Origin of the sequence: Klebsiella sp. HMSC16A12 (assembly GCF_001808265.1) — a bacterium.
GTDB classification, from domain to species: Bacteria; Pseudomonadota; Gammaproteobacteria; order Enterobacterales; family Enterobacteriaceae; genus Klebsiella; species Klebsiella pneumoniae.
Window position 1 is genome coordinate 73,220 of the sequence record NZ_KV792576.1, and the last position, 22,017, is coordinate 95,236.

The following is a 22,017-nucleotide window of genomic DNA, read 5'->3' on the forward strand; positions in this document are numbered from 1 at the left end:
CTGACCTGTATTTGCCCGTTTTCCGGGCGCCCCGAGCCTTGTAGAGAGTGGGGTTATTGTTATGGTACTGCCTGCGGACGGGGATCTATGTTGACCCTCTCATCCTGGTTCGCCGGGAAAATTTCCCCGGCGATAATCCAAATTATTTCTTCTTCACCGGACGCTGCCAGCCCTGTTTGTGGACCTGCGGTACGCGGCTCAACACCAGCTCATTATCGGCGATATTGCGTGTGACGGTGGTGCCGGCGGCGATCGTGACGCCGTTGCCTACCGTGACCGGGGCCACCAGCTGGGTATCCGAGCCGACAAAGACATCATCGCCAATAATCGTTTTATGCTTGTTCGCACCATCGTAGTTGCAGGTGATGGTGCCCGCGCCGATATTGACGTTATCGCCAATCTCCGCATCGCCCAGATAGGTCAGATGACCCGCCTTGGAGCCTTTCCCGAGACGCGCTTTTTTCATTTCCACGAAGTTACCAACGTGGGCGCCTGCCAGCAGTTCGGCGCCCGGGCGCAGACGGGCAAATGGACCGATGGTGCAGGCCGCCTGCAGCTGGGCATCTTCCACCACGCTGTAGGGGCTAATTTCGCAGTCATCGCCGATGGTGCTGTTTTTGATCACGCAGCCGGCGCCGATTTTCACTCGATCGCCCAGCACCACGTTGCCTTCCAGAATAACGTTAGTATCGATCTCTACATCGCGCCCGTGCTGCAGCGTACCGCGCAGATCGAAACGCGCCGGATCGCGCAGCATCACGCCCGCCAGCAGCAGCTTTTCCGCCTGCTCCGCCTGGTAGACGCGCTCCAGGCGCGCAAGCTGCAGGCGGTTGTTGACGCCTTCGACTTCGCTCAGGCGCTGCGGATGCACTGCGACGATCTGGTGTCCTTCCTGGTGCGCCATGGCGATGATATCGGTGATGTAGTATTCGCCCTGAGCGTTGTTATTGGTGAGTTTCGCCAGCCAGCGCTTTAGATCCGCTCCACCGGCGATCAGGATCCCGGTGTTGATTTCCTGGATCTGGCGCTGGGCCTCGCTGGCATCTTTGTGCTCAACGATGCCCGTCACCTGGCCATTTTCACGGGTAATGCGGCCATAGCCGGTTGGGTCATCCAGCTTCACCGTTAACAGACCAATCCCACCCTGTGGTTTCGCGGCGCGCAGGCGCTGTAGCGTCTCAACGGAGATCAGCGGCACGTCGCCATAGAGCATCAGGATGTCTTCATCATCATTGAAGAATGGCGCCGCCTGCTGCATAGCGTGCCCGGTTCCGAGCTGCTCGGCCTGCAGCACCCAGTTCAGGTTGTCTTCATGCAGAGTCTGACGCAGCAGATCGCCGCCGTGGCCGTATACCAGGTGTACCGCACATGCGCCTAAATCGTTAGCGGCATCAATGACATGCTGCACCATTGGCTTCCCGGCCAGGGTATGCAGCACCTTAGGAAGATCGGAATACATGCGGGTCCCTTTGCCTGCAGCAAGGATAACCACGCTCATCGCACTATTTGACATACTCATCCTGACGGTAGTTAGAACGAAAAGTAAAAGCCTTTCACGTTGAAATTTCTACATATTTTTCATCATAAAACGAGACGTGGAGAAAACGTCCTGGCTCACTGTTTTACCCCATTTTATGACGCTATTTTTAACCACTGCAAATCAGTTTAACGCTGAAAAAGGAGGGCGGGGTGGAGAATCATTAACTATCTCACTGCTTTTGCTGTTTTTTCGCCACCTGAATAAAGCCGCAGCGGCAGGCGTTTATCAGCACCCACAGCGGGAAGAACCAGGATAAATATTCGCCAGTCGCTGGCGGGGGAGGACGGTAAAGTGATGGATGCTATCCATAAAAAACGAAAGGCCACCTATCAGGTGACCTTCTTTTCCCGGTTTCACATCGCCAGTGTTGTCGTTTTGATGGGCGATACGTCGTGTCAGCGGGCGAGATAGCGCGGAGCTTAGAAGCTCAGGACGCTAAATTTAGCGATGATTTTATGGAACAGTTTCATGATGATTTCCTGACGCAGGTGCAGTTTATAACGCTCTTTTTTGTGACATACATCACATAAAAAGAGTTTACGCCTCATCATTTAACTAATCAATAACAATTAAGGGTGAATGCTGTTTTCACTTCATCCGCTCGTCAGCAGCGGGCAATAAAAAAAGCCAGCCTGGAACCCAGACTGGCTTTTTACGTTCAAGCCGGTGTTACATCGCTTTTTTGGTCAACTCGATAACGCGCAGTTTAGCGATCGCTTTGGCCAGTTCCGCAGACGCCTGAGCGTAATCCACATCGCCGTGAGAGCTCTTAATGTGCTCTTCCGCTTTGCGTTTCGCTTCCAGCGCTCGCGCTTCGTCGAGGTCCTGACCGCGAATTGCGGTATCCGCCAGGACGGTCACGCTGCCAGGCTGCACTTCAAGAATGCCGCCGGACAGATAGATAAACTCTTCATGACCGTGCTGTTTAACGATGCGAATCATACCAGGCTTAATGGCGGTGAGCAGCGGCGCGTGGCCCGGGTAAATACCCAGTTCACCTTCGCTACCCGTTACCTGGATTTTTTCGACCAGACCAGAGAACATTTGTTGCTCTGCGCTGACGACGTCCAGGTGGTAAGTCATTGCCATATCACCCTCCGATTAAGGCGTTAAAGTTTTTTGGCTTTTTCCACGGCTTCGTCGATGGAACCGACCATGTAGAACGCCTGCTCTGGCAGGTGATCGTATTCGCCTTCCATGATGCCTTTAAAGCCACGGATGGTGTCTTTCAGCGCCACGTATTTGCCCGGAGAACCGGTAAAGACTTCTGCCACGAAGAACGGCTGGGACAGGAAGCGCTGGATCTTACGCGCGCGAGCTACCACCAGTTTGTCTTCTTCAGACAGTTCGTCCATACCGAGGATGGCGATAATGTCTTTCAGTTCCTGATAACGCTGCAGGATGGACTGAACGCCACGCGCGGTGTCGTAGTGTTCCTGACCAACAACCAGCGGATCCAGCTGACGGCTGGTGGAATCCAGCGGGTCAACGGCCGGGTAGATACCCAGGGATGCGATCTGACGGCTCAGTACTACGGTTGCATCTAAGTGAGCAAAGGTAGTGGCTGGGGATGGGTCAGTTAAGTCATCCGCCGGTACGTATACCGCCTGTACGGAGGTGATAGAACCGGTTTTGGTGGAGGTGATACGTTCCTGCAGAACGCCCATCTCTTCCGCCAGGGTCGGCTGATAACCTACCGCTGAAGGCATACGACCCAGCAGCGCGGATACTTCAGTACCGGCCAGGGTGTAACGATAGATGTTATCGACGAACAGCAGTACGTCACGACCTTCGTCACGGAATTTCTCAGCCATGGTCAGGCCGGTCAGCGCAACGCGCAGACGGTTTCCCGGCGGCTCGTTCATCTGGCCGTACACCAGGGATACTTTATCGATAACGTTGGAGTCGGTCATTTCGTGGTAGAAGTCGTTACCCTCACGAGTACGCTCACCTACGCCCGCAAACACAGAGTAACCGGAGTGCTCGATCGCGATGTTACGGATCAGCTCCATCATGTTTACAGTTTTACCTACACCCGCACCGCCGAACAGACCAACTTTACCGCCCTTGGCGAACGGACACATCAGGTCGATAACTTTGATGCCGGTTTCCAGCAGTTCCTGAGAGCTGGACAGCTCTTCATAGGACGGTGCCGCGCGGTGGATAGCCCAACGCTCTTCTTCGCCGATGTCGCCTTTCATATCAACCGGTTGACCCAGTACGTTCATGATACGACCCAGCGTTGCTTTACCTACCGGGACTTCGATCGGGTGCTCGAGGTCTTTTACATCCAGACCGCGGCGCAGACCATCAGAAGAACCCATGGCGATGGTACGTACGATACCGCCGCCCAGCTGCTGCTGAACTTCCAGCACCAGAACTTCATTACCATTCTGTACCTCAAGGGCTTCGTACACGCGTGGTACGGCATCCTGAGGGAACTCGACGTCGACCACGGCGCCGATTACCTGGACAATCTTTCCAGTAGCCATCTTAAATCCTCTACGAAATAACCTGGTTAAACCGCGGCGGCCCCCGAGACGATCTCGGTGAGTTCCTGAGTAATGCTGGCCTGACGAGCTTTGTTGTATACCAACTGCAGCTCTTTAATCAGGCTGCCGCCATTATCGGTCGCGGCTTTCATCGCCACCATACGGGCGGCCTGCTCGCTGGCCAGGTTTTCAACCACGCCCTGATAAACCTGAGATTCGACGTAGCGGCGCAGGAGGGTATCCAGCAGCGCTTTCGGATCGGGCTCATACAGGTAATCCCAGGATTTACGTTTCAGATCAGCATCTTCTGATGCCGGTAACGGCAGCAGCTGAGTGATCGTCGGAACCTGAGACATGGTGTTAATAAATTTGTTGCTGACAACGTACAGCTTGTCCAGACGGCCTTCATCATAGGCCTGCAACATCACTTTTACCGGGCCGATCAGTTCGGACAGGGATGGGTTATCCCCCATACCGGTCACCTGTGCAACCACGTTGCCGCCCACGGAGTTAAAGAAAGAAACGCCCTTAGAGCCGATCATTGCGAGGTCGCACTGAACGCCTTTATCGGACCATGCTTTCATTTCCGCCAGCAGTTTCTTGAACAGGTTAATGTTCAAGCCGCCGCACAGACCACGGTCGGTCGACACCACCAGGTAGCCCACGCGCTTAACGTCGCGTTCTTCCAGGTAAGGGTGCTTATATTCCAGATTACCGTTCGCAAGGTGACCAATCACTTTGCGCATAGTATCTGCGTAAGGACGGCTGGCCGCCATGCGCTCCTGCGATTTACGCATTTTGGAAGCGGCGACCATCTCCATCGCTTTAGTGATCTTTTGCGTGTTCTGGACGCTTGCGATCTTACTACGTATCTCTTTTGCGCCGGCCATGAGCTTCTCCTCAATGCCTTGCGGCCTGCCCTAAGACAGACCGCCAGACGTTACCAGGACTGGGTTGCTTTGAAGGAATCGAGGATGCCTTTCAGCTTGCCTTCGATTTCGTCGTTATAGCCACCGGACTGGTTAATCTCTTGCATCAGCGGAGCGTGATCACGGTCGACGTAAGCCAGCAGAGCGGCTTCGAAGCTACCGATTTTCGCCAGTTCTACATCAGCCAGGTAACCACGTTCTGCTGCGAACAGAACCAGAGACTGCTGCGCGACGGACATAGGCGCATACTGTTTCTGTTTCAGCAGCTCGGTCACTTTCTGACCGTGGTCCAGCTGTTTGCGGGTTGCATCGTCAAGGTCGGATGCAAACTGGGAGAACGCCGCCAGTTCACGATACTGCGCCAGCGCGGTACGGATACCACCGGACAGTTTCTTCATGATCTTGGTCTGCGCTGCACCACCAACACGGGATACGGAGATACCCGGGTTAACCGCAGGACGAATACCGGCGTTAAACAGGTTGGTTTCCAGGAAGATCTGACCATCGGTAATAGAGATTACGTTGGTCGGAACGAATGCGGAAACGTCACCCGCCTGCGTTTCGATAATCGGCAGCGCGGTCAGAGAACCGGTTTTCCCTTTCACTTCACCTTTGGTGAAGGCTTCAACGTATTCGGCGTTAACACGCGCAGCACGCTCCAGCAGACGAGAGTGGAGGTAGAATACGTCGCCCGGGAACGCTTCACGTCCAGGCGGACGACGGAGCAGCAGGGAGATCTGGCGATAAGCAACAGCCTGTTTAGACAGATCATCGTAAACGATCAGCGCATCTTCACCGCGGTCGCGGAAGTATTCGCCCATTGCGCAACCAGCGTATGGCGCCAGGTATTGCAGTGCAGCAGATTCAGATGCAGTCGCTACCACTACGATGGTGTTAGCCAGCGCGCCGTGCTCTTCCAGTTTACGCACCACGTTAGAGATGGTGGACGCTTTCTGACCGATAGCGACATAGACGCACTTGATGCCGGAATCACGCTGGTTGATGATGGCATCGATAGCCAGCGCAGTTTTACCGGTCTGACGGTCGCCGATGATCAGTTCACGCTGACCACGACCGATTGGGATCATGGCGTCAACGGATTTGTAACCGGTCTGTACCGGCTGATCGACGGACTGACGTTCGATTACGCCCGGCGCGATCGCTTCAACGGCGGAGAAACCGTCGTTTTCCAGCGGACCTTTACCATCAATTGGCGCGCCCAGGGTGTTAACCACGCGGCCCAGCAGGCCACGGCCTACCGGAACTTCCAGGATACGGCCAGTACATTTCACCTTCATGCCTTCGGCGAGGTCAGCGTACGGACCCATTACCACCGCACCTACGGAGTCGCGCTCCAGGTTCAGTGCGATAGCGTAACGGTTACCCGGCAGGGAGATCATCTCGCCCTGCATACATTCGGCAAGGCCGTGGATGCGGATAACACCGTCACTTACAGAAACAATAGTACCTTCGTTATGAGCTTCGCTCACAACATTGAACTGAGCAATGCGCTGCTTGATCAGTTCGCTGATTTCGGTGGAATTCAGTTGCATGCTCCAGTCCCCTTAAGACTGCAAGACGTCTGCAAGGCGCTCAAGACGGCCGCGTACGCTGCCATCAATGACCATATCACCCGCACGGATGATAATACCTGCCATAACAGACTTATCGATTTTGCAATTCAGCTTAACTTTGCGTGACAGACGTTTTTCCATCGCGCTGACGATCCTGGCAAGCTGTTCATCACTCAGTTGGTTGGCAGATATTACTTCTACCTCTGCGATGGCCTCACTGGCCGCGCGCAGGTGAATGAATTGCTCAAGAACGTCCGGGAGCACCTTCAGACGATTATTTTCCGCCATCACCTTAATCAGGTTCTGGCCATTTTCGTCGAGTTGCTCGCCGCAGATAGCGATAAACGCTTCTGAGAGCGTTTCCGGCGCCAAAGCACCGGAGAGAAGCTCTGCCATTTGGTCGTTTTTGGTCACTTCGGCGGCAAACGCCAGCATATCCTGCCAGCGTTCAACACTGTTGTGTTCGACGGCAAAGTCAAAAGCTGCTTTGGCGTAGGGGCGAGCTACCGTTACAAATTCAGACATCAGCCCCTCCCTCCTTACAGTTCAGCGACAAGTTTATCCACGATGTCGCTGTTAGCAGCTTCATCCACGGAACGTTCGATGATCTTCTCGGCGCCAGCAACAGCCAGGATAGCGACCTGCTTACGCAGCTCCTCGCGTGCACGTTTACGCTCAGCATCAATTTCAGCCTGCGCTTGTGCAACGATTTTGGTGCGTTCCTGTTCTGCTTCAGCTTTAGCTTCGTCCAGAATCTGAGAGCGGCGCTTGTTCGCCTGCTCAATGATTACCTGGGCTTCCGCTTTCGCTTTTTTCAGCTGGTCGGTCGCGTTGGCCTGTGCAAGGTCCAAATCTTTCTTAGCGCGTTCTGCAGAAGCTAAACCGTCAGAAATCTCTTTCTGGCGTTTTTCGATGGCAGCCATTAAAGGCGGCCATACGTATTTCATGCAGAACCATACGAAGATAACAAACGCGATGGCCTGGCCGAGGATTGTTGCGTTCATGTTCACAGCACAATACCTCTTTAATTAACTCTGTGGCTTAGGTTTCTAACAACTTACTACGCGACGGCGAACATCACGTACAGACCCAGACCTACAGCGATCATCGGGATAGCATCCACCAGACCCATAACGATAAAGAACTGAGTACGCAGCAGAGGGATCAGATCCGGCTGACGCGCTGCGCCTTCCAGGAATTTACCTCCGAGGATGCCGATACCGATCGCAGCACCGATTGCCGCCAGACCCATCATCACAGCGGCAGCCATGTACAGCAGATCCATATTCAGGTTTTCCATGACAGTCTCCAGTTTGTTTCAGTTAAAACGTAGTAGTGTTGGTAAAAAATCAATGCTCTTCAGATGCCATCGACAGATAGACAATCGTCAGAACCATGAAGATGAAGGCTTGCAGCGTAATAATCAGGATGTGGAAAATGGCCCAAGGCACATTCAGAACCCACTGTGACCACCACGGCAACAGACCAGCAATCAGAATGAAAATCAGCTCACCGGCATACATGTTGCCGAACAGTCGCAGACCGAGAGAGACCGGTTTGGACAGCAGGCTTACCCCTTCAAGGATTAAGTTGACAGGAATGAACGCCCAGTGATTGAACGGCTGCATGGTCAGTTCTTTAACGAACCCACCAACGCCTTTCATTTTGATGCTGTAGAAAATAATCAGGATGAACACGCCAAGCGCCATCGACAGGGTGATGTTCACGTCGGCAGACGGAACCACGCGCAGTGCAGGCAGGCCGAGTATGTGCTCACCGATCCAAGGTAAGAAATCGATAGGCAAGAGGTCCATCAGGTTCATCAGGAAGACCCAGACGAACACGGTCAGCGCCAGCGGCGCGATAACCTTGCTCTTGCCATGGTACATGTCTTTGACGCTGCCATGGACGAAGCCGATGATCATTTCGATGAAGGTTTGGAATTTCCCTGGTACGCCGCTGGTCGCTTTCTTAGCAACGCTACGGAACATGGCAAGGAACAGCAGACCGAGAACCACCGAGAAGAACATGGAGTCAATGTTGAGCGTCCAGAAGGTGGCTGTGTGGTTGTGCGGATCCACCAGCGAGAATGTACGCAGGTCCAACTGAAGGTTGTTCAGATGGTGTCCTATGTAATCCTGCGGCGTCATATTTTCTGAAGCCATGATGCCTTTACCCTTTGTTGTTAATTACAGCTGGCGCCAGAACTTGTACCACCAGCACCAAAACCCACGTCACGATCAGTGGCAAAAATACCACTTTTAAAACGGCCAGCGCCACCGCCAGAAGGGCGAAGGTCAGCAACACCTTGAAGGCTTCACCGAAGGCGAAGGTCCAGGCCACACGGCCTTTTGCTGGTGTATGCGCCTGATGACGCCAGGCAAAAATTATAAACATCAGATTTGGCAAGACCACTGCCAAACCGCCGCATACAGCGGAAATGCCCCAGAAGGGGTCTTTGAGGCTGAACAGCAGTCCACTTGCCATTACTGCCAGTAACTGAATAAACAGAAGCTTGCGAGCAACGTTTCGACTCAAGAGCGACACTGACATCACGTTTTTACTCCTGCTCCCTTTGAGGTATGTCGCGTGTCGTATAAAACGTCCTTTAAGACGAAGAGTCAAGCATCAAAAAGCGGACAAATTATACGGTGACGCCCCGTGATTTCAAACAATAAGTAGCAAAATAGTGAATAAATGTTTAATTATTTTCCAACGGACAACTTTCCGTGCATTTCAGCGTTCTGTGAGCGGTCATACAAAACTGCAAATAACGAGGAAACACGGCAATTAAAGCGTGCATCAGATCACATAATAAACATTTCAAGCGCCCTTTAATGAATCAAGGACATAAAACACTATTTTTCATGCTTTTGATATTCAAGATAAAAAGTGAGGACATTATCTAAAACAACCTCACATACAATAAAAACCTTTTATTGACATTTATAATAAAAATTTAACATCACTATGCTGTTCATCATTGTCGATTTTTAGCACCCTGATATTTTCAAAGTTGACTATTTTGTCAGTGAATCACTTACACTAAGTTAACTGCAAGAAAAGCCTTAGTAAAAACAAGGTTAAATGCAGCCCGTTAATATCGGGGGACGTCCTTTATTTTTGTAACATGCGCGGGCCACATTTTTTCCACATTTTTTGATAAAAATTAACTCGATTTTGGCTTAATCACCACCAGGTGCCGCTCCCCTTCCAACCGAGGAACATGCAGCTCAATCACCTCGACAATGTCATACCCTTCCGGCAGACTTTCCATTTCTTCTTTTTGCGCTAACCCTTTGAGCGCATAGAAGTGACCATTCGCTGCCGGCAGATGATGGCACCAGCTCACCATATCATTAAGCGATGCGAAAGCGCGGCTTATCACGCCATCAAACGGCGGCTCGGCCGGGAAGGCTTCCACGCGGCTCTGCACCGGGGTGACGTTATCCAGCTTCAGCTCGTGCTGCACCTGACGCAGGAAGCGCACGCGCTTGCCAAGGCTGTCCAGCAGGGTGAAATGTGACTCCGGACATACGATGGCCAACGGGATCCCCGGCAACCCCGGGCCCGTACCAACATCGATAAAGCGCGAGCCCTGCAGATAAGGCGCCACGATGATGCTGTCGAGAATATGACGCACCAGCATCTCATTCGGATCGCGAACGGAGGTCAGGTTATAGGCTTTGTTCCACTTATCGAGCAGTCCGACGTAAGCCACCAGCTGATTTTTCTGGTGATCGGTGAGCGAAATACCCGCTTCATCCAGCAGACGAGAAAGTTTGTTGAGCACGGTAAGTACCTTCAAAAAATAATGAGCCCGGAGGCGCTAACGCTTACCGGGCTATGAATGATAAAGGCGAACGCTGATTATGCAACTGGGAAATCAGCGCGGCAGGCAGCCGCAATCAGGCGCTGCGGCGCAGCATCCCCTGCTTTTTCAGCCAAACCAGCAAAATAGAGATCGCCGCCGGGGTGATCCCGGAGATACGTGACGCCTGCCCTATCGACGACGGTTTATGGTCGTTCAGTTTGGCAATCACCTCGTTAGACAGCCCAGTGACCTGGCGGTAGTCGAGGGTCGCTGGCAGCAAGGTATTCTCATTGCGCTGTTGTTTCTCAATCTCATCCTGCTGGCGCGCGATATAGCCCTCATACTTCACCTGGATCTCTACCTGTTCAGCCGCCTGACGATCTTCCAGTCCCGGGGTGAATGGCGAGAGTTGAACCAGCTGTTCGTAGGTCATTTCCGGACGACGCAGCAGATCTTCGCCGCTGGCTTCACGCGACAACGGCGCGGTCAGGTGAGCGTTCACTTCGTTGGCGCTCTCTGCCTGCGGATTCACCCAGGTGGATTTCAGACGCTGGCGTTCACGTTCGATGCTTTCCAGCTTCTCGTTGTAACGTGCCCAGCGTTCGTCATCCACCAGACCCAGCTCGCGCCCCTGTTCGGTCAAACGCAAATCGGCGTTGTCTTCGCGCAGCATCAGACGATATTCAGCGCGGGAAGTAAACATGCGGTACGGTTCTTTGGTACCCAGGGTGCAGAGGTCATCTACCAGCACGCCGAGGTAAGCCTGATCGCGACGCGGCGCCCAGCCCTCTTTTTCCGCAGAGAAGCGGGCGGCGTTAAGTCCGGCCAGCAGCCCCTGAGCCGCCGCCTCTTCATAACCGGTGGTACCATTGATTTGGCCGGCGAAGAACAGACCCTGAATAAATTTGCTCTCAAGCGTTGGCTTCAGATCGCGCGGGTCGAAGAAATCGTACTCAATAGCGTAGCCTGGACGGACGATCCGCGCATTCTCCATCCCCTGCATCGAGCGGACGATTTGCATTTGCACATCAAACGGTAGGCTGGTGGATATACCGTTCGGATAAATTTCGTTTGAGGTCAGTCCTTCCGGCTCGAGGAAGATCTGATGCTGGTTGCGATCGGCAAAGCGCATGACTTTGTCTTCGATCGACGGGCAATAGCGAGGTCCGATCCCTTCGATCACTCCGGCGTACATAGGACTGCGATCGAGGTTATTGCGGATCACATCGTGGGTTTTCTCGTTAGTGTGGGTGATATAGCACGGTACCTGGCGCGGATGCTGATCCGCGGATCCCATGAACGAGAAGACCGGCATCGGGTTATCGCCATGCTGCTGCGCCAGCACGCTGAAATCGATGGTGCGCGCGTCAATACGCGGCGGAGTACCGGTTTTCAGACGACTTACGCGCAGAGGCAATTCACGCAGACGACGAGACAGCGGGATAGACGGCGGATCGCCGGCGCGGCCGCCGCTGTAGTTGTCCAGACCAATATGGATTTTGCCGTCAAGGAAGGTCCCGACGGTCAGCACTACCGCTTTAGCGCGGAATTTGAGGCCCATCTGGGTGACGGCGCCCACGACGCGATCGTTTTCGACAATCAGATCTTCAACCGCCTGCTGGAAGATCATCAGGTTCGGCTGGTTCTCCAGTGCGGTACGTACTGCCTGACGATAAAGCACGCGGTCAGCCTGGGCGCGGGTGGCGCGTACTGCCGGTCCTTTGCTGGCGTTTAGTATCCTAAACTGAATACCCGCCTGATCGATCGCTTTGGCCATCAAACCGCCGAGCGCATCCACTTCTTTTACCAGGTGTCCTTTCCCAATGCCGCCAATCGCCGGGTTGCAACTCATTTGCCCCAGCGTGTCGATATTGTGTGTCAAAAGCAGGGTTTGTTGACCCATACGCGCTGCGGCCATTGCGGCCTCAGTGCCTGCATGACCCCCGCCAATGATAATGACGTCAAAAGGATCCTGATAAAACATGGTGGTCTGCCTCGCATAAAGCGGTATGAAAATGGATTGAAGCCCGGGCCGTGGATTCTACTCAACTTTCGTCTTTCGAGAAAGACTCCGGGATCCTGAGTATTAAAAAGAAGATCTTTATATAGAGATCTGTTCTATTGTGATCTCTTATTAGGATCGACTTTCTTTGTGGATAAGTCGGATCCGCGAAGTAAGATCAAAAGCTTAAGAAGGATCACTATCTGTGAATGATCGGTGATCCTGGTCCGTATAAGCTGGGATCAGAATGAAGGGTTATGCACAGCTCAAAAACCATACTACGGTTATTCTTTGGATAACTACCGGTTGATCCAAGCTTTTAAGCATGGTTATCCACAGAAGATCGGACGATCTTTACAATTCTCAGAGCAAATTTTTCCAGGATCCCAGCCAGATTTCCGCTGGATCCTCCGGAATTTCGTGTTCAAGGACGTTGATCTTCAGCGTCTCACCGATCTGTTTTGCCCCGCAGGCCTTCAGCGCCGCTTCTAATTTATCGATCGCGCCGCAAAAGGTGTCGTATTCGCGGCTGCCGATCCCTATAGCGCCAAAGCGCACGGCGGAAAGATCGGCCTGCTTCTCCTGCAGCGCGTCATAGAAGGGAACCAGGTTGTCGGGAATGTCGCCGGCGCCATGGGTGGAAGAGATAATTAACCAGATCCCTTGCGCCTGCAGATCGTCCACCAGCGGACCGTGCTGGATTTCAGTGCTATAGCCGGCTTCTTCCAGCTTTTCCGCCAGATGCTCTGCTACATATTCCGCACTGCCCAGGGTGCTGCCGCTGATAAGTGTAATGTCTGCCATAGATCGCCGATCGCCCGCTCAACTGTTCAAAGTGGCGTATTGTACGCTGTGAGCGAGCTGGGATCTACCTGTGGAAAAATGTGGGATTAAAAAAAGCGATCAGGGCTTGATGGTGCGCATGATCGGGTTCTGCAGCACGATCAGAGTTTCAGTGGACTGAATTTCATCGATTGTTTGGATCTTGTTGATAAGTACCTGCTGCAGAGCATCGATGGATTTACACATCACCTTAATAAAGATGCTGTAGTGGCCGGTGGTGTAGTAAGCCTCGGTGACCTCCTCCAGACTTTCCAGGCGGGCGAGGGCGGAGGGATAGTCTTTGGCGCTTTTTAAAATAATGCCGATGAAGCAACCGACGTCGTAGCCCAGCTGCTTGGGGCTGACGTCAATGCGCGCGCCGGTAATGATACCCGCCTGCTTCATCTTTTCGACGCGCACGTGAATGGTGCCCGGGCTGACGCTGAACTGTTTGGCCAGTTCGGCATAGGCGGTACGGGCGTTGGCCATCAGCGCATCAAGAATGCCGCGGTCCAGATTGTCGATCTGATAATTTTCCATATCTTTTTCTTATGAAGTTTGAGGGTTCTTACTATTTTAGCGCTATATTTTAATGAATTAAAAGTTGATGCGCCTTTTTATTGATTGATTATTGTATTGCCGCCCTGTTTTGTTGCTTAATCAATGGCAACAGGACGCAGGAGTCATAAAAATGAAAACCGCATATATCGCAAAACAACGCCAGATCAGTTTCGTTAAATCTCACTTTTCCCGTCAGCTGGAAGAGAAGCTTGGCCTGATTGAAGTCCAGGCGCCAATCTTAAGCCGCGTGGGCGATGGGACGCAGGATAACTTGTCCGGCTGCGAGAAAGCGGTTCAGGTAAAAGTGAAAACACTGCCCGACGCCCAGTTCGAAGTGGTTCATTCGCTGGCGAAGTGGAAGCGTCAAACCCTGGGACAACACGACTTCAGCGCGGGCGAAGGGCTGTACACGCACATGAAAGCCCTTCGCCCCGATGAAGACCGTCTGACGCCTATCCATTCCGTCTATGTTGACCAGTGGGACTGGGAGCGCGTGATGGGGGATGAAGAGCGTCACGTCGGCACCCTGAAGGCAACCGTCGAGGCGATCTACGCCGGGATCAAAGCCACCGAGCTGGCGGTCAGCCAGGAGTTTGGCCTGACGCCATTCCTGCCGGAACAGATCCATTTTGTTCACAGCCAGGAGCTGCTGAGCCGCTATCCGGAGCTTGATGCCAAAGGTCGTGAGCGGGCTATTGCCAAAGAGCTGGGCGCCGTCTTCTTAATTGGTATCGGCGGCAAACTAGCTGATGGCAAGCGCCACGACGTGCGTGCGCCGGATTATGATGACTGGAGTACTGAGGTTTCTGAAGGTTTTGCCGGCCTGAACGGCGATATCCTGGTGTGGAACCCGGTGCTGGAGGATGCGTTCGAGATCTCCTCGATGGGGATCCGCGTTGACGCCGAGGCGCTAAAGCGCCAGCTGGCGCTGACCGGCGATGAAGATCGCCTGAAACTGGAGTGGCACCAGGCGCTGCTGCGCGGCGAGATGCCGCAGACTATCGGCGGCGGCATTGGCCAGTCTCGTTTGACGATGCTGTTGCTGCAGCTTGACCATATTGGTCAGGTGCAGTGCGGCGTATGGCCAGCGCAGGTTCGCGAAAGCGTTTCCGCGCTGCTGTAACGATTAGCGCCGCCAGCGTCGCAGCAGGCGGCTACGCAGCCCGGTGTCAAAGCGCCAGATATGATCGAAGATGCGCATGATGCCGGGTTTGCCGTGAACCGACATCGCCACCGCGTGAAAACGGTGCTGATGCTTACGCTGTAACTCCCCCACTTGAGCAATCACCTCATCCGGCAACCGTTGGGCAATAAAGTCGGAGATCACCACGGCATCCGCATCCACCCACTGCGGGTTTTGCAAACGTTCAATAATGGCGCGAAAACAGCTGGCCAGATCGGTGCCGCCGCGAAAACGCTGGCTCAGGAAACGGATCGCCTGCTCCAGTCCGCTCTCGCTGGTCAACTCGTAATGCACCACTTCGCTGGAGAACAGCATAATGAAGCAGCGACGGTTATCGGCCAGCGCGATGCGCATCAGGGCCAGACAAAAGGCCTTAGCGCACTGTTCGTTAAAACCGCCCATCGATCCTGACGTATCGACGCAGACAATGAACGGCCCGCGCGGTTGCTCATCAAAATCCTGCCGCGTTACCGGGCGTTCGGTAATTTTCTCGCGCCAGGCATCGCCGTGTAGCCGGTAGGTGAGCAGCTGTTTCTCCACCAGCTTGCGATAAAATTCAAACTCCAGCTCCGTGATGCCAAGCGTCGCCAGCTCCGGCGGCAGCAGGCGTAGAATGTCGTCGCTCTGCTGGAGGCCGTCGACCTGTTCAGGCACCGTTGCCGGCTCGCGTACCAGGCTGCGGAAGGTTTCCATCGGCGCATCTTTCTTCGGCACGGATTTCGCTTCCCTTGAACGCCCCAGCTGTTCCGCCAGTTGCAGTAGCTCCGGTTGCTGGTTAAGAAAATCGCCATAGCGCACGATCAGCTGGTAGTCGCCTCGTTTTAGTTCGCCGGCGCTCATATCCCACAGGCGTCCGGCGGCGGTATCATTTTCCGCCAGCACCGGATCGAGCTGACCGCTGAGCGTCATTCGTTCCTGGACCTCACTGAGCAACTGGTCGCGCTCCTCGTCCAGCAGCTGCTGGTTAAGGCTGGTGGCTTGCACCACCAGGCTCAGGCGCCAGCGCTGTAAAAACAGCGTATGCAGCGCCGGGGTAAAGGTGGCATTGTCATCCACCAGCTTCTGCGCCTGGGCGGAAAAAGGGGACTGGAGCTGGTGCAGTTTGCCGAGAATTTGCGGGAGCTGGACGATAAACTGCGAGGTAGAGAGCAGCTGAGCCTGCTGATAGGTTTGCACTTCGGCGTCCAGATCCGGCGGGATGTTAACTTCTTTTAAGCGGGCGCGAACGGCTTCCCGCCAGCGCGGAATATCCGCCGCGATGATGTTTTTCAGGCGGGGAAATTTTTCAAAGAACACCGCCAGCTGAGGAGAGGCCAACAGCGCCAGCAGCATCTCCTCGATCATTCCCTCTTCGCTGACTGCCAGCATGACATTCAGCATATCGAGCGTCATGGCTGCTTCGCCTGTTTAATCTGCGCGCCGACGTCCTGCAGGCTGGCTTCGATTCTTCCCAGCCATTCGACCGGGATAAACAGGCACTTTTGCTGCTCGCTGAAGCGGTTGTGTTGCTGGTGCCACTCATCATCCAGCGCTTCCAGCTGCTGGCGAATTTCCGCCGGCATATTCTCCTGCGCTGCGCTGCCGGGCAGCGCGAGGCGTGAGCCCTGCAGGCTCACATCGCGGACGACCAGATGCTGGCTGGTGTCGACATCCATATTGAGTAGTTGGGCAAAGCCGATCCCGTTGAGCTTACCGCGGATCTCGCCGCCCTTTTCCAGCCAGTTGGCTAACGCCTCGCGTTCAAAAGTAATGTGGATCACTTCCATATCGTGAAGTTTGAGCGGCTGCTGCAGCAGCAGCGTCAGGGTGGTCCCCTGGATCTCAGCCGGCAGTTCATAGTGCGGTTTGCGGCTAAACATCCCGCCAAGGCGGGTGACCTTCAGCGCCGTTTTGTCGCTTTGCTGTTGTTGGATCTGAATGCGTCGCTGCACAATCGCCCCCAACCGCGTCAGCATCGCCTGCTGTTGCCAGGCGTGACAGGTCATGAGCGTTTCCAGCTGCTGCGACATCAGGTTCATACTTTCGACATTGTGCCACAGACAATCTTTCAGCAGGATAAGGTCAATCGGCGCGATGCTGTCGCGGCCGCTGAAGAAGGCGCTGGCCTGCAGCAGGCGAATAGCCTTTTTCCAGCGGCGATCCGAGACGTAGGGGGCATTTGGCAGGGCGTCCAGCTGCTGGCGGAGCTGGAATATCAGCTCAAACACCGCGTCCGGCAGTTTAATATTGCCGATCTGCTGCTGCCATTGGGTAAATTCCTCGTCGCTCACCTGCAGCGCGCTGGGCACTGGATTGCTGTTTTCATCCTGCTGGCTGACCAGCATCGAACGGAAATTACCTTTATCCTGCACTTTATCAAGCCATAGACGGATCAGCATTCGGTCATACAGCGCTTCCAGGCTGCTGTCGGCTTCCGGGAGTTCGTTCGACGCGGCCACCAGCAGGCGCATTGGGATTTTCTCTTCATGCGCGCCATTGCGGAAGTGACGTTCGTTAATCGCCGTCAGTAGGGTGTTGAGGATAGCCGGACCTGCTTTCCATATTTCATCGAGAAACACGATTTCCGCTTCCGGCAGGTAGCCGGCGGTTAAACGTTCGTAACGGCCTTCATCTTTCAGCGCCTGAATGGACAGTGGCCCAAAAACCTCTTCCGGGGTGGAGAAGCGGGTCATCAGGTATTCAAAAGCGCGCGCCTGCTGGAAGGCGAATTTGAGGCGGCGGGCAATCAGGCTTTTGGCGATCCCCGGTGGACCAAGCAAAAAAACGCTCTCGCCGCTGAGCGCCGCCAGCAGGCAGAGGCGTATCGCGTGGCTGCGTTCAAAGAGTCCTTTTTCGAGTGCCGCGCTGAGCCGGGAAATTCTTTCAGCCAGTAAATGTGTTTGAGCCATAATTGAGTTGCGTGCTTTGTCATGTATCGTTATTGGGACGAGTATAGATGTTAGAGCCGGGGCGGTAATAGCCTGAAGAATCGATTTATTTTTTTTGAGCCAGGTTAATATGGTGTCTGTTAGGGGTACGATTTCACAAATAATCGTGCATACTGTGCGCTTTTTGTGGGCCAAGGGACTAGGCACACATTTGTTTTATAAACGAAAAGACTAGTCTATGAGCACTGATAATAAACAATCGTTGCCGGCGTTAACGCTGGCGGCCATCGGCGTGGTGTACGGCGATATCGGTACCAGTCCACTGTATACCCTGCGCGAATGCCTGTCAGGTCAGTTTGGCTTTGGCGTAGAGCGCGATGCCGTTTTTGGCTTTTTGTCGCTGATTTTCTGGCTGTTAATCTTTACCGTATCGATTAAATACATCACCTTCGTGATGCGGGCGGATAACGCCGGGGAAGGCGGGATCTTAACGCTGATGTCGCTGGCCGGACGTAATACTTCGGCCAGAATGACCTCCGTGCTGGTGATCCTCGGCCTTATCGGCGGCAGTTTCTTCTATGGCGAAGTGGTGATTACCCCGGCGATTTCGGTAATGTCGGCGATAGAGGGGTTAGAAATTATCGCCCCGCAGCTCGATACCTGGATTGTCCCTATCTCCATTATCGTGCTCACCCTGCTGTTTGTGATCCAGAAGCACGGGACTGGCATGGTCGGCAAGCTGTTTGCGCCGATTATGCTGATCTGGTTCCTGTTGCTGGCGGTGCTGGGCGCGCGAAGCATTTACGCTAATCCGGAAGTTCTGCAGGCGCTGAACCCCTACTGGGCTGTGCAATTCTTCCTGCAATACAAGACCGTTTCCTTTATTGCGCTTGGCGCGGTGGTGCTGTCGATTACCGGGGTGGAAGCGCTGTACGCCGATATGGGCCACTTCGGCAAACTGCCGATCCGCGTTGCCTGGTTCTCCGTCGTGCTGCCCTCGTTGGTGCTGAACTATTTTGGCCAGGGCGCGCTGCTGCTGAAGCACCCGGAAGCGATTAAAAACCCGTTCTTCCTGCTGGCGCCTGAGTGGGCGCTGATCCCGATGCTGATTATCGCCACGCTGGCGACGGTTATCGCCTCCCAGGCAGTGATTTCCGGGGTCTTCTCCCTGACCCGTCAGGCAGTGCGTCTGGGCTATCTGTCGCCGATGCGCATTATCCATACCTCGGAAATGGAGTCCGGGCAGATTTACATTCCGTTCATTAACTGGCTGCTGTACGTTTCTGTGGTCATCGTTATCGTCAGCTTTGAGCATTCGTCTAACCTGGCGGCGGCGTATGGTATCGCCGTAACGGGCACCATGGTGCTGACCTCCATTCTGTCGGCGACCGTGGCGCGCAAAAACTGGCACTGGAACAAGCTGTTTGTCGGTCTGATGCTGGTGGCCTTCCTGTGCATTGATATTCCGCTGTTCTCGGCGAACCTCGATAAGATTGTCTCCGGCGGCTGGCTACCGTTGTCCCTGGGGATGGTCATGTTTACGGTGATGACGACCTGGAAGAGCGAGCGTTTCCGCCTGCTGCGCCGGATGCACGAACATGGCAACTCGCTGGAAGCGATGATCTCTTCGCTGGAGAAGTCACCGCCAGTGCGTGTGCCGGGTACTGCGGTGTATATGTCCCGCGCCCTGAACGTGATCCCGTTTGCCCTGCTGCATAACCTGAAGCACAACAAGGTGCTGCATGAGCGAGTGATCCTCCTGACCCTGCGTACCGAAGATGCGCCTTACGTGCATAACGTTCGCCGGGTGCAGATTGAGCAGCTGTCACCGTCCTTCTGGCGGGTGGTGGCCAGCTACGGCTGGCGGGAAACGCCTAACGTTGAAGAGGTGTTCCACCGCTGTGGCCTGGAAGGACTCAGCTGCCGGATGATGGAGACCTCGTTCTTTATGTCGCATGAGTCGCTGATTATCGGCAAACGGCCATGGTATCTGCGCCTGCGCGGCAAGCTTTATCTGCTGCTGCAGCGTAACGCCCTGCGGGCGCCGGATCAGTTTGAGATCCCGCCAAACCGGGTTATCGAGCTCGGTACCCAGGTCGAAATCTGATGTCAAAAAAGCCCTTCCATTGCGAAGGGCTTTTTGTTTCTCACTCCGGTTGTTATGTCCTGTCGCTGCCTCGCGAAACGTTTCGATGGCGATCACATTTCTCTCTTCTGGTGATGGTTTTCTGCTCACGCATTGATAATAATTATTTTAGCGAAACGTTTCGCTAGTGGAGCAAAAGAGAAAAAATGAAAAAAGGCACCGTACTTAACGCTGATATTTCCGCGGTCATTTCCCGCCTGGGCCACACCGATACGCTGGTGGTCTGCGATGCCGGATTACCGGTTCCCCGCAGCAGCACGCGCATTGATATGGCGCTGACTCAGGGCGTACCTTCATTTATGCAGGTGCTGGAAGTGGTGACGACGGAAATGCAGGTTGAAGCGGCTGTCATCGCGGAAGAGATTAAAACCCATAATCCGCAGCTCCACGCGACGTTGCTCACTCACCTCGAGCAGCTGCAGCAGCACCAGGGAAATACCATTGAAATTCGTTACACCAGCCATGAGCAGTTCAAAAAACAAACCGCAGACAGTCAGGCGGTAATTCGCAGCGGGGAGTGTTCCCCGTTTGCGAATATCATTCTCTGTGCCGGCGTCACGTTCTGAGGTCGCCGTCATGGAAGCCTTATTGCAACTGAAAGGGATCGACAAAGCGTTCCCTGGCGTCAAGGCGCTCTCCGGCGCGGCGTTGAATGTCTATGCCGGCCGGGTGATGGCGCTGGTAGGGGAAAATGGCGCCGGCAAGTCCACTATGATGAAGGTGTTGACCGGGATCTACACCCGTGATGCCGGCTCTTTGCTGTGGTTAGGCAAAGAGACGACCTTTAACGGCCCAAAATCCTCCCAGGAAGCTGGGATCGGCATTATCCATCAGGAACTGAACCTGATCCCTCAGTTGACGATCGCCGAGAACATCTTCCTTGGCCGCGAGTTCGTTAACCGTTTTGGCAAAATCGACTGGAAGCAGATGTATGCCGAAGCCGACAAGCTGTTGGCAAAGCTGAATCTCCGCTTTACCAGCCAGAAACTGGTGGGCGATCTATCGATTGGCGATCAGCAAATGGTGGAGATCGCCAAAGTGCTGAGCTTCGAATCGAAAGTCATCATTATGGATGAACCGACCGATGCGCTGACCGATACCGAAACCGAATCGCTGTTCCGCGTCATCCGCGAACTGAAGTCGCAGGGGCGCGGTATCGTCTATATCTCCCACCGTATGAAAGAGATCTTCGAGATTTGCGACGACGTGACGGTCTTTCGTGACGGGCAGTTTATCGCCGAGCGCGAGGTCTCGTCGCTGGATGAGGACCGACTTATCGAGATGATGGTCGGCCGTAAGCTGGAAGACCAATATCCACACCTCGATAAGGCGCCCGGCGCGGTGCGCCTGAAGGTCGACAACCTCTGCGGCCCGGGGGTGGATAACGTGACCTTTACCCTGCGCCAGGGGGAGATCCTCGGCGTTGCCGGGCTGATGGGCGCCGGGCGGACCGAACTGATGAAAGTGCTGTACGGCGCGCTGCCGCGCAGCAGCGGTTCCGTGACGCTCGATGGCCGCGAAGTGGTGACCCGTTCGCCGCAGGATGGTCTGGCGAACGGCATTGTCTATATCTCCGAAGACCGTAAGCGCGATGGTCTGGTTCTCGGGATGTCGGTAAAAGAAAACATGTCCCTGACGGCGCTGCGCTATTTCAGCCGGGCGGGCGGTAGTCTTAAGCATAAAGATGAACAGCAGGCGGTGAGTGATTTCATCCGCCTGTTTAACGTGAAAACGCCGTCCATGGAGCAGGCGATCGGCCTGCTCTCCGGCGGCAACCAGCAAAAGGTCGCCATCGCCCGCGGGCTGATGACCCGGCCGAAGGTGCTGATCCTCGATGAACCGACCCGCGGCGTCGACGTCGGGGCGAAGAAAGAGATCTACCAGCTCATCAACCAGTTCAAAGCCGACGGCCTGAGCATCATTCTGGTCTCCTCCGAGATGCCGGAAGTGTTGGGCATGAGCGATCGCATCATAGTGATGCACGAAGGGCATCTCGGCGGTGAATTCACACGCGAGCAGGCCACCCAGGAAGTATTGATGGCTGCCGCTGTGGGCAAGCTTAACCGTGTGAATCAGGAGTAAGAAAG

The 22,017-nt window shown here is 54.4% G+C and carries 20 protein-coding genes; 4 read left to right on the top strand and 16 right to left on the bottom strand.

Features of this window, described 5'->3' with window-relative positions; all coding sequences use genetic code 11:
• Nucleotides 1-142 precede the first annotated feature (142 nt).
• The 14 genes from glmU to asnC all read right to left on the bottom strand — a co-directional run bounded on the left by glmU (nucleotide 143) and on the right by asnC (nucleotide 13,713).
• Entirely contained in the window at nucleotides 143-1,513 is a 1,371-nt protein-coding gene (glmU, locus tag HMPREF3140_RS09190; RefSeq protein WP_004151550.1) for a bifunctional UDP-N-acetylglucosamine diphosphorylase/glucosamine-1-phosphate N-acetyltransferase GlmU, read from the bottom strand.
• A gap of 696 nt (nucleotides 1,514-2,209) precedes the next feature.
• A complete protein-coding gene (locus HMPREF3140_RS09210) occupies nucleotides 2,210-2,629 on the bottom strand; it encodes a F0F1 ATP synthase subunit epsilon (protein WP_001251971.1) in 420 nt (139 codons plus the stop codon).
• Nucleotides 2,630-2,649: 20 nt separating this feature from the next.
• A complete protein-coding gene (atpD, locus tag HMPREF3140_RS09215; RefSeq protein WP_004144997.1) occupies nucleotides 2,650-4,032 on the bottom strand; it encodes a F0F1 ATP synthase subunit beta in 1,383 nt (460 codons plus the stop codon).
• Nucleotides 4,033-4,058: 26 nt separating this feature from the next.
• Entirely contained in the window at nucleotides 4,059-4,922 is an 864-nt protein-coding gene (gene atpG, locus HMPREF3140_RS09220; protein WP_004144996.1) for a F0F1 ATP synthase subunit gamma, read from the bottom strand.
• A 50-nt stretch (nucleotides 4,923-4,972) separates the two neighbouring features.
• Complete coding sequence (gene atpA / locus HMPREF3140_RS09225; protein ID WP_004144995.1) at nucleotides 4,973-6,514, bottom strand: F0F1 ATP synthase subunit alpha; 1,542 nt, start codon at nucleotides 6,512-6,514, stop codon at nucleotides 4,973-4,975.
• Between the two features lie 12 nt (nucleotides 6,515-6,526).
• Nucleotides 6,527-7,060 carry a F0F1 ATP synthase subunit delta gene (atpH, locus tag HMPREF3140_RS09230; RefSeq protein WP_004144994.1) on the bottom strand — a complete coding sequence of 178 codons (534 nt, stop codon included), beginning with the start codon at nucleotides 7,058-7,060 and terminating at the stop codon, nucleotides 6,527-6,529.
• A 14-nt stretch (nucleotides 7,061-7,074) separates the two neighbouring features.
• A complete protein-coding gene (gene atpF / locus HMPREF3140_RS09235) occupies nucleotides 7,075-7,545 on the bottom strand; it encodes a F0F1 ATP synthase subunit B (RefSeq protein WP_004107293.1) in 471 nt (156 codons plus the stop codon).
• Nucleotides 7,546-7,595: 50 nt separating this feature from the next.
• Nucleotides 7,596-7,835 (bottom strand): F0F1 ATP synthase subunit C, encoded by a 240-nt coding sequence (gene atpE, locus HMPREF3140_RS09240; RefSeq protein ID WP_000429386.1) that lies wholly within the window; start codon nucleotides 7,833-7,835, stop codon nucleotides 7,596-7,598.
• Between the two features lie 49 nt (nucleotides 7,836-7,884).
• Nucleotides 7,885-8,700 carry a F0F1 ATP synthase subunit A gene (gene atpB / locus HMPREF3140_RS09245; protein ID WP_004173838.1) on the bottom strand — a complete coding sequence of 272 codons (816 nt, stop codon included), beginning with the start codon at nucleotides 8,698-8,700 and terminating at the stop codon, nucleotides 7,885-7,887.
• A gap of 7 nt (nucleotides 8,701-8,707) precedes the next feature.
• Nucleotides 8,708-9,088 (bottom strand): F0F1 ATP synthase subunit I, encoded by a 381-nt coding sequence (gene atpI, locus HMPREF3140_RS09250; protein WP_004144991.1) that lies wholly within the window; start codon nucleotides 9,086-9,088, stop codon nucleotides 8,708-8,710.
• A 616-nt stretch (nucleotides 9,089-9,704) separates the two neighbouring features.
• Nucleotides 9,705-10,328 carry a 16S rRNA (guanine(527)-N(7))-methyltransferase RsmG gene (rsmG, locus tag HMPREF3140_RS09255; RefSeq protein WP_004151554.1) on the bottom strand — a complete coding sequence of 208 codons (624 nt, stop codon included), beginning with the start codon at nucleotides 10,326-10,328 and terminating at the stop codon, nucleotides 9,705-9,707.
• Between the two features lie 115 nt (nucleotides 10,329-10,443).
• Nucleotides 10,444-12,333 carry a tRNA uridine-5-carboxymethylaminomethyl(34) synthesis enzyme MnmG gene (gene mnmG / locus HMPREF3140_RS09260; RefSeq protein ID WP_004144989.1) on the bottom strand — a complete coding sequence of 630 codons (1,890 nt, stop codon included), beginning with the start codon at nucleotides 12,331-12,333 and terminating at the stop codon, nucleotides 10,444-10,446.
• Between the two features lie 381 nt (nucleotides 12,334-12,714).
• Nucleotides 12,715-13,155: an FMN-binding protein MioC gene (gene mioC / locus HMPREF3140_RS09265; protein WP_004144988.1), complete on the bottom strand. Its 441-nt coding sequence runs from the start codon at nucleotides 13,153-13,155 to the stop codon at nucleotides 12,715-12,717.
• Between the two features lie 99 nt (nucleotides 13,156-13,254).
• Nucleotides 13,255-13,713, bottom strand: coding sequence for a transcriptional regulator AsnC (gene asnC / locus HMPREF3140_RS09270; protein ID WP_002882510.1), 459 nt, complete (start codon nucleotides 13,711-13,713; stop codon nucleotides 13,255-13,257).
• 151 nt (nucleotides 13,714-13,864) lie between these two features.
• Here asnC and asnA point away from each other — a divergent pair, with 151 nt between their 5' ends.
• Complete coding sequence (gene asnA / locus HMPREF3140_RS09275) at nucleotides 13,865-14,857, top strand: aspartate--ammonia ligase (RefSeq protein WP_002882514.1); 993 nt, start codon at nucleotides 13,865-13,867, stop codon at nucleotides 14,855-14,857.
• A 3-nt stretch (nucleotides 14,858-14,860) separates the two neighbouring features.
• Here the strand turns inward: asnA and viaA are convergent, their stop codons facing one another.
• Together viaA and ravA are read right to left on the bottom strand one after the other, a co-directional pair.
• Nucleotides 14,861-16,309, bottom strand: coding sequence for an ATPase RavA stimulator ViaA (gene viaA, locus HMPREF3140_RS09280; protein WP_009308848.1), 1,449 nt, complete (start codon nucleotides 16,307-16,309; stop codon nucleotides 14,861-14,863).
• The gene (gene ravA, locus HMPREF3140_RS09285; RefSeq protein WP_004151555.1) at nucleotides 16,306-17,805 is read right to left on the bottom strand and encodes an ATPase RavA; all 1,500 of its coding nucleotides are present in this window, start codon (nucleotides 17,803-17,805) and stop codon (nucleotides 16,306-16,308) included. The genes viaA and ravA overlap by 4 nt, the downstream gene beginning before the upstream one ends.
• A gap of 217 nt (nucleotides 17,806-18,022) precedes the next feature.
• Between ravA and kup the strand changes: the two genes are divergently transcribed.
• The 3 genes from kup to rbsA all read left to right on the top strand — a co-directional run bounded on the left by kup (nucleotide 18,023) and on the right by rbsA (nucleotide 22,012).
• Nucleotides 18,023-19,891 (top strand): low affinity potassium transporter Kup, encoded by a 1,869-nt coding sequence (gene kup, locus HMPREF3140_RS09290; protein WP_032412653.1) that lies wholly within the window; start codon nucleotides 18,023-18,025, stop codon nucleotides 19,889-19,891.
• A gap of 185 nt (nucleotides 19,892-20,076) precedes the next feature.
• A complete protein-coding gene (gene rbsD / locus HMPREF3140_RS09295) occupies nucleotides 20,077-20,496 on the top strand; it encodes a D-ribose pyranase (protein WP_002882527.1) in 420 nt (139 codons plus the stop codon).
• A 10-nt stretch (nucleotides 20,497-20,506) separates the two neighbouring features.
• Entirely contained in the window at nucleotides 20,507-22,012 is a 1,506-nt protein-coding gene (rbsA, locus tag HMPREF3140_RS09300; RefSeq protein WP_002882529.1) for a ribose ABC transporter ATP-binding protein RbsA, read from the top strand.
• Nucleotides 22,013-22,017 lie beyond the last annotated feature (5 nt).

What these genes read in the sequence shown, in the direction of transcription:
- viaA (WP_009308848.1), bottom strand. Translation starts at nt 16,309, where the DNA reads ATGACGCTCGATATGCTGAATGTCATGCTGGCAGTCAGCGAAGAGGGA.
- atpH (WP_004144994.1), bottom strand. Translation starts at nt 7,060, where the DNA reads ATGTCTGAATTTGTAACGGTAGCTCGCCCCTACGCCAAAGCAGCTTTT.
- atpG (WP_004144996.1), bottom strand. Translation starts at nt 4,922, where the DNA reads ATGGCCGGCGCAAAAGAGATACGTAGTAAGATCGCAAGCGTCCAGAAC.
- glmU (WP_004151550.1), bottom strand. Translation starts at nt 1,513, where the DNA reads ATGTCAAATAGTGCGATGAGCGTGGTTATCCTTGCTGCAGGCAAAGGG.
- atpE (WP_000429386.1), bottom strand. Translation starts at nt 7,835, where the DNA reads ATGGAAAACCTGAATATGGATCTGCTGTACATGGCTGCCGCTGTGATG.
- atpB (WP_004173838.1), bottom strand. Translation starts at nt 8,700, where the DNA reads ATGGCTTCAGAAAATATGACGCCGCAGGATTACATAGGACACCATCTG.
- atpD (WP_004144997.1), bottom strand. Translation starts at nt 4,032, where the DNA reads ATGGCTACTGGAAAGATTGTCCAGGTAATCGGCGCCGTGGTCGACGTC.
- asnA (WP_002882514.1), top strand. Translation starts at nt 13,865, where the DNA reads ATGAAAACCGCATATATCGCAAAACAACGCCAGATCAGTTTCGTTAAA.
- mnmG (WP_004144989.1), bottom strand. Translation starts at nt 12,333, where the DNA reads ATGTTTTATCAGGATCCTTTTGACGTCATTATCATTGGCGGGGGTCAT.
- rbsD (WP_002882527.1), top strand. Translation starts at nt 20,077, where the DNA reads ATGAAAAAAGGCACCGTACTTAACGCTGATATTTCCGCGGTCATTTCC.
- HMPREF3140_RS09210 (WP_001251971.1), bottom strand. Translation starts at nt 2,629, where the DNA reads ATGGCAATGACTTACCACCTGGACGTCGTCAGCGCAGAGCAACAAATG.
- mioC (WP_004144988.1), bottom strand. Translation starts at nt 13,155, where the DNA reads ATGGCAGACATTACACTTATCAGCGGCAGCACCCTGGGCAGTGCGGAA.
- asnC (WP_002882510.1), bottom strand. Translation starts at nt 13,713, where the DNA reads ATGGAAAATTATCAGATCGACAATCTGGACCGCGGCATTCTTGATGCG.
- ravA (WP_004151555.1), bottom strand. Translation starts at nt 17,805, where the DNA reads ATGGCTCAAACACATTTACTGGCTGAAAGAATTTCCCGGCTCAGCGCG.
- rbsA (WP_002882529.1), top strand. Translation starts at nt 20,507, where the DNA reads ATGGAAGCCTTATTGCAACTGAAAGGGATCGACAAAGCGTTCCCTGGC.
- atpA (WP_004144995.1), bottom strand. Translation starts at nt 6,514, where the DNA reads ATGCAACTGAATTCCACCGAAATCAGCGAACTGATCAAGCAGCGCATT.
- atpI (WP_004144991.1), bottom strand. Translation starts at nt 9,088, where the DNA reads ATGTCAGTGTCGCTCTTGAGTCGAAACGTTGCTCGCAAGCTTCTGTTT.
- kup (WP_032412653.1), top strand. Translation starts at nt 18,023, where the DNA reads ATGAGCACTGATAATAAACAATCGTTGCCGGCGTTAACGCTGGCGGCC.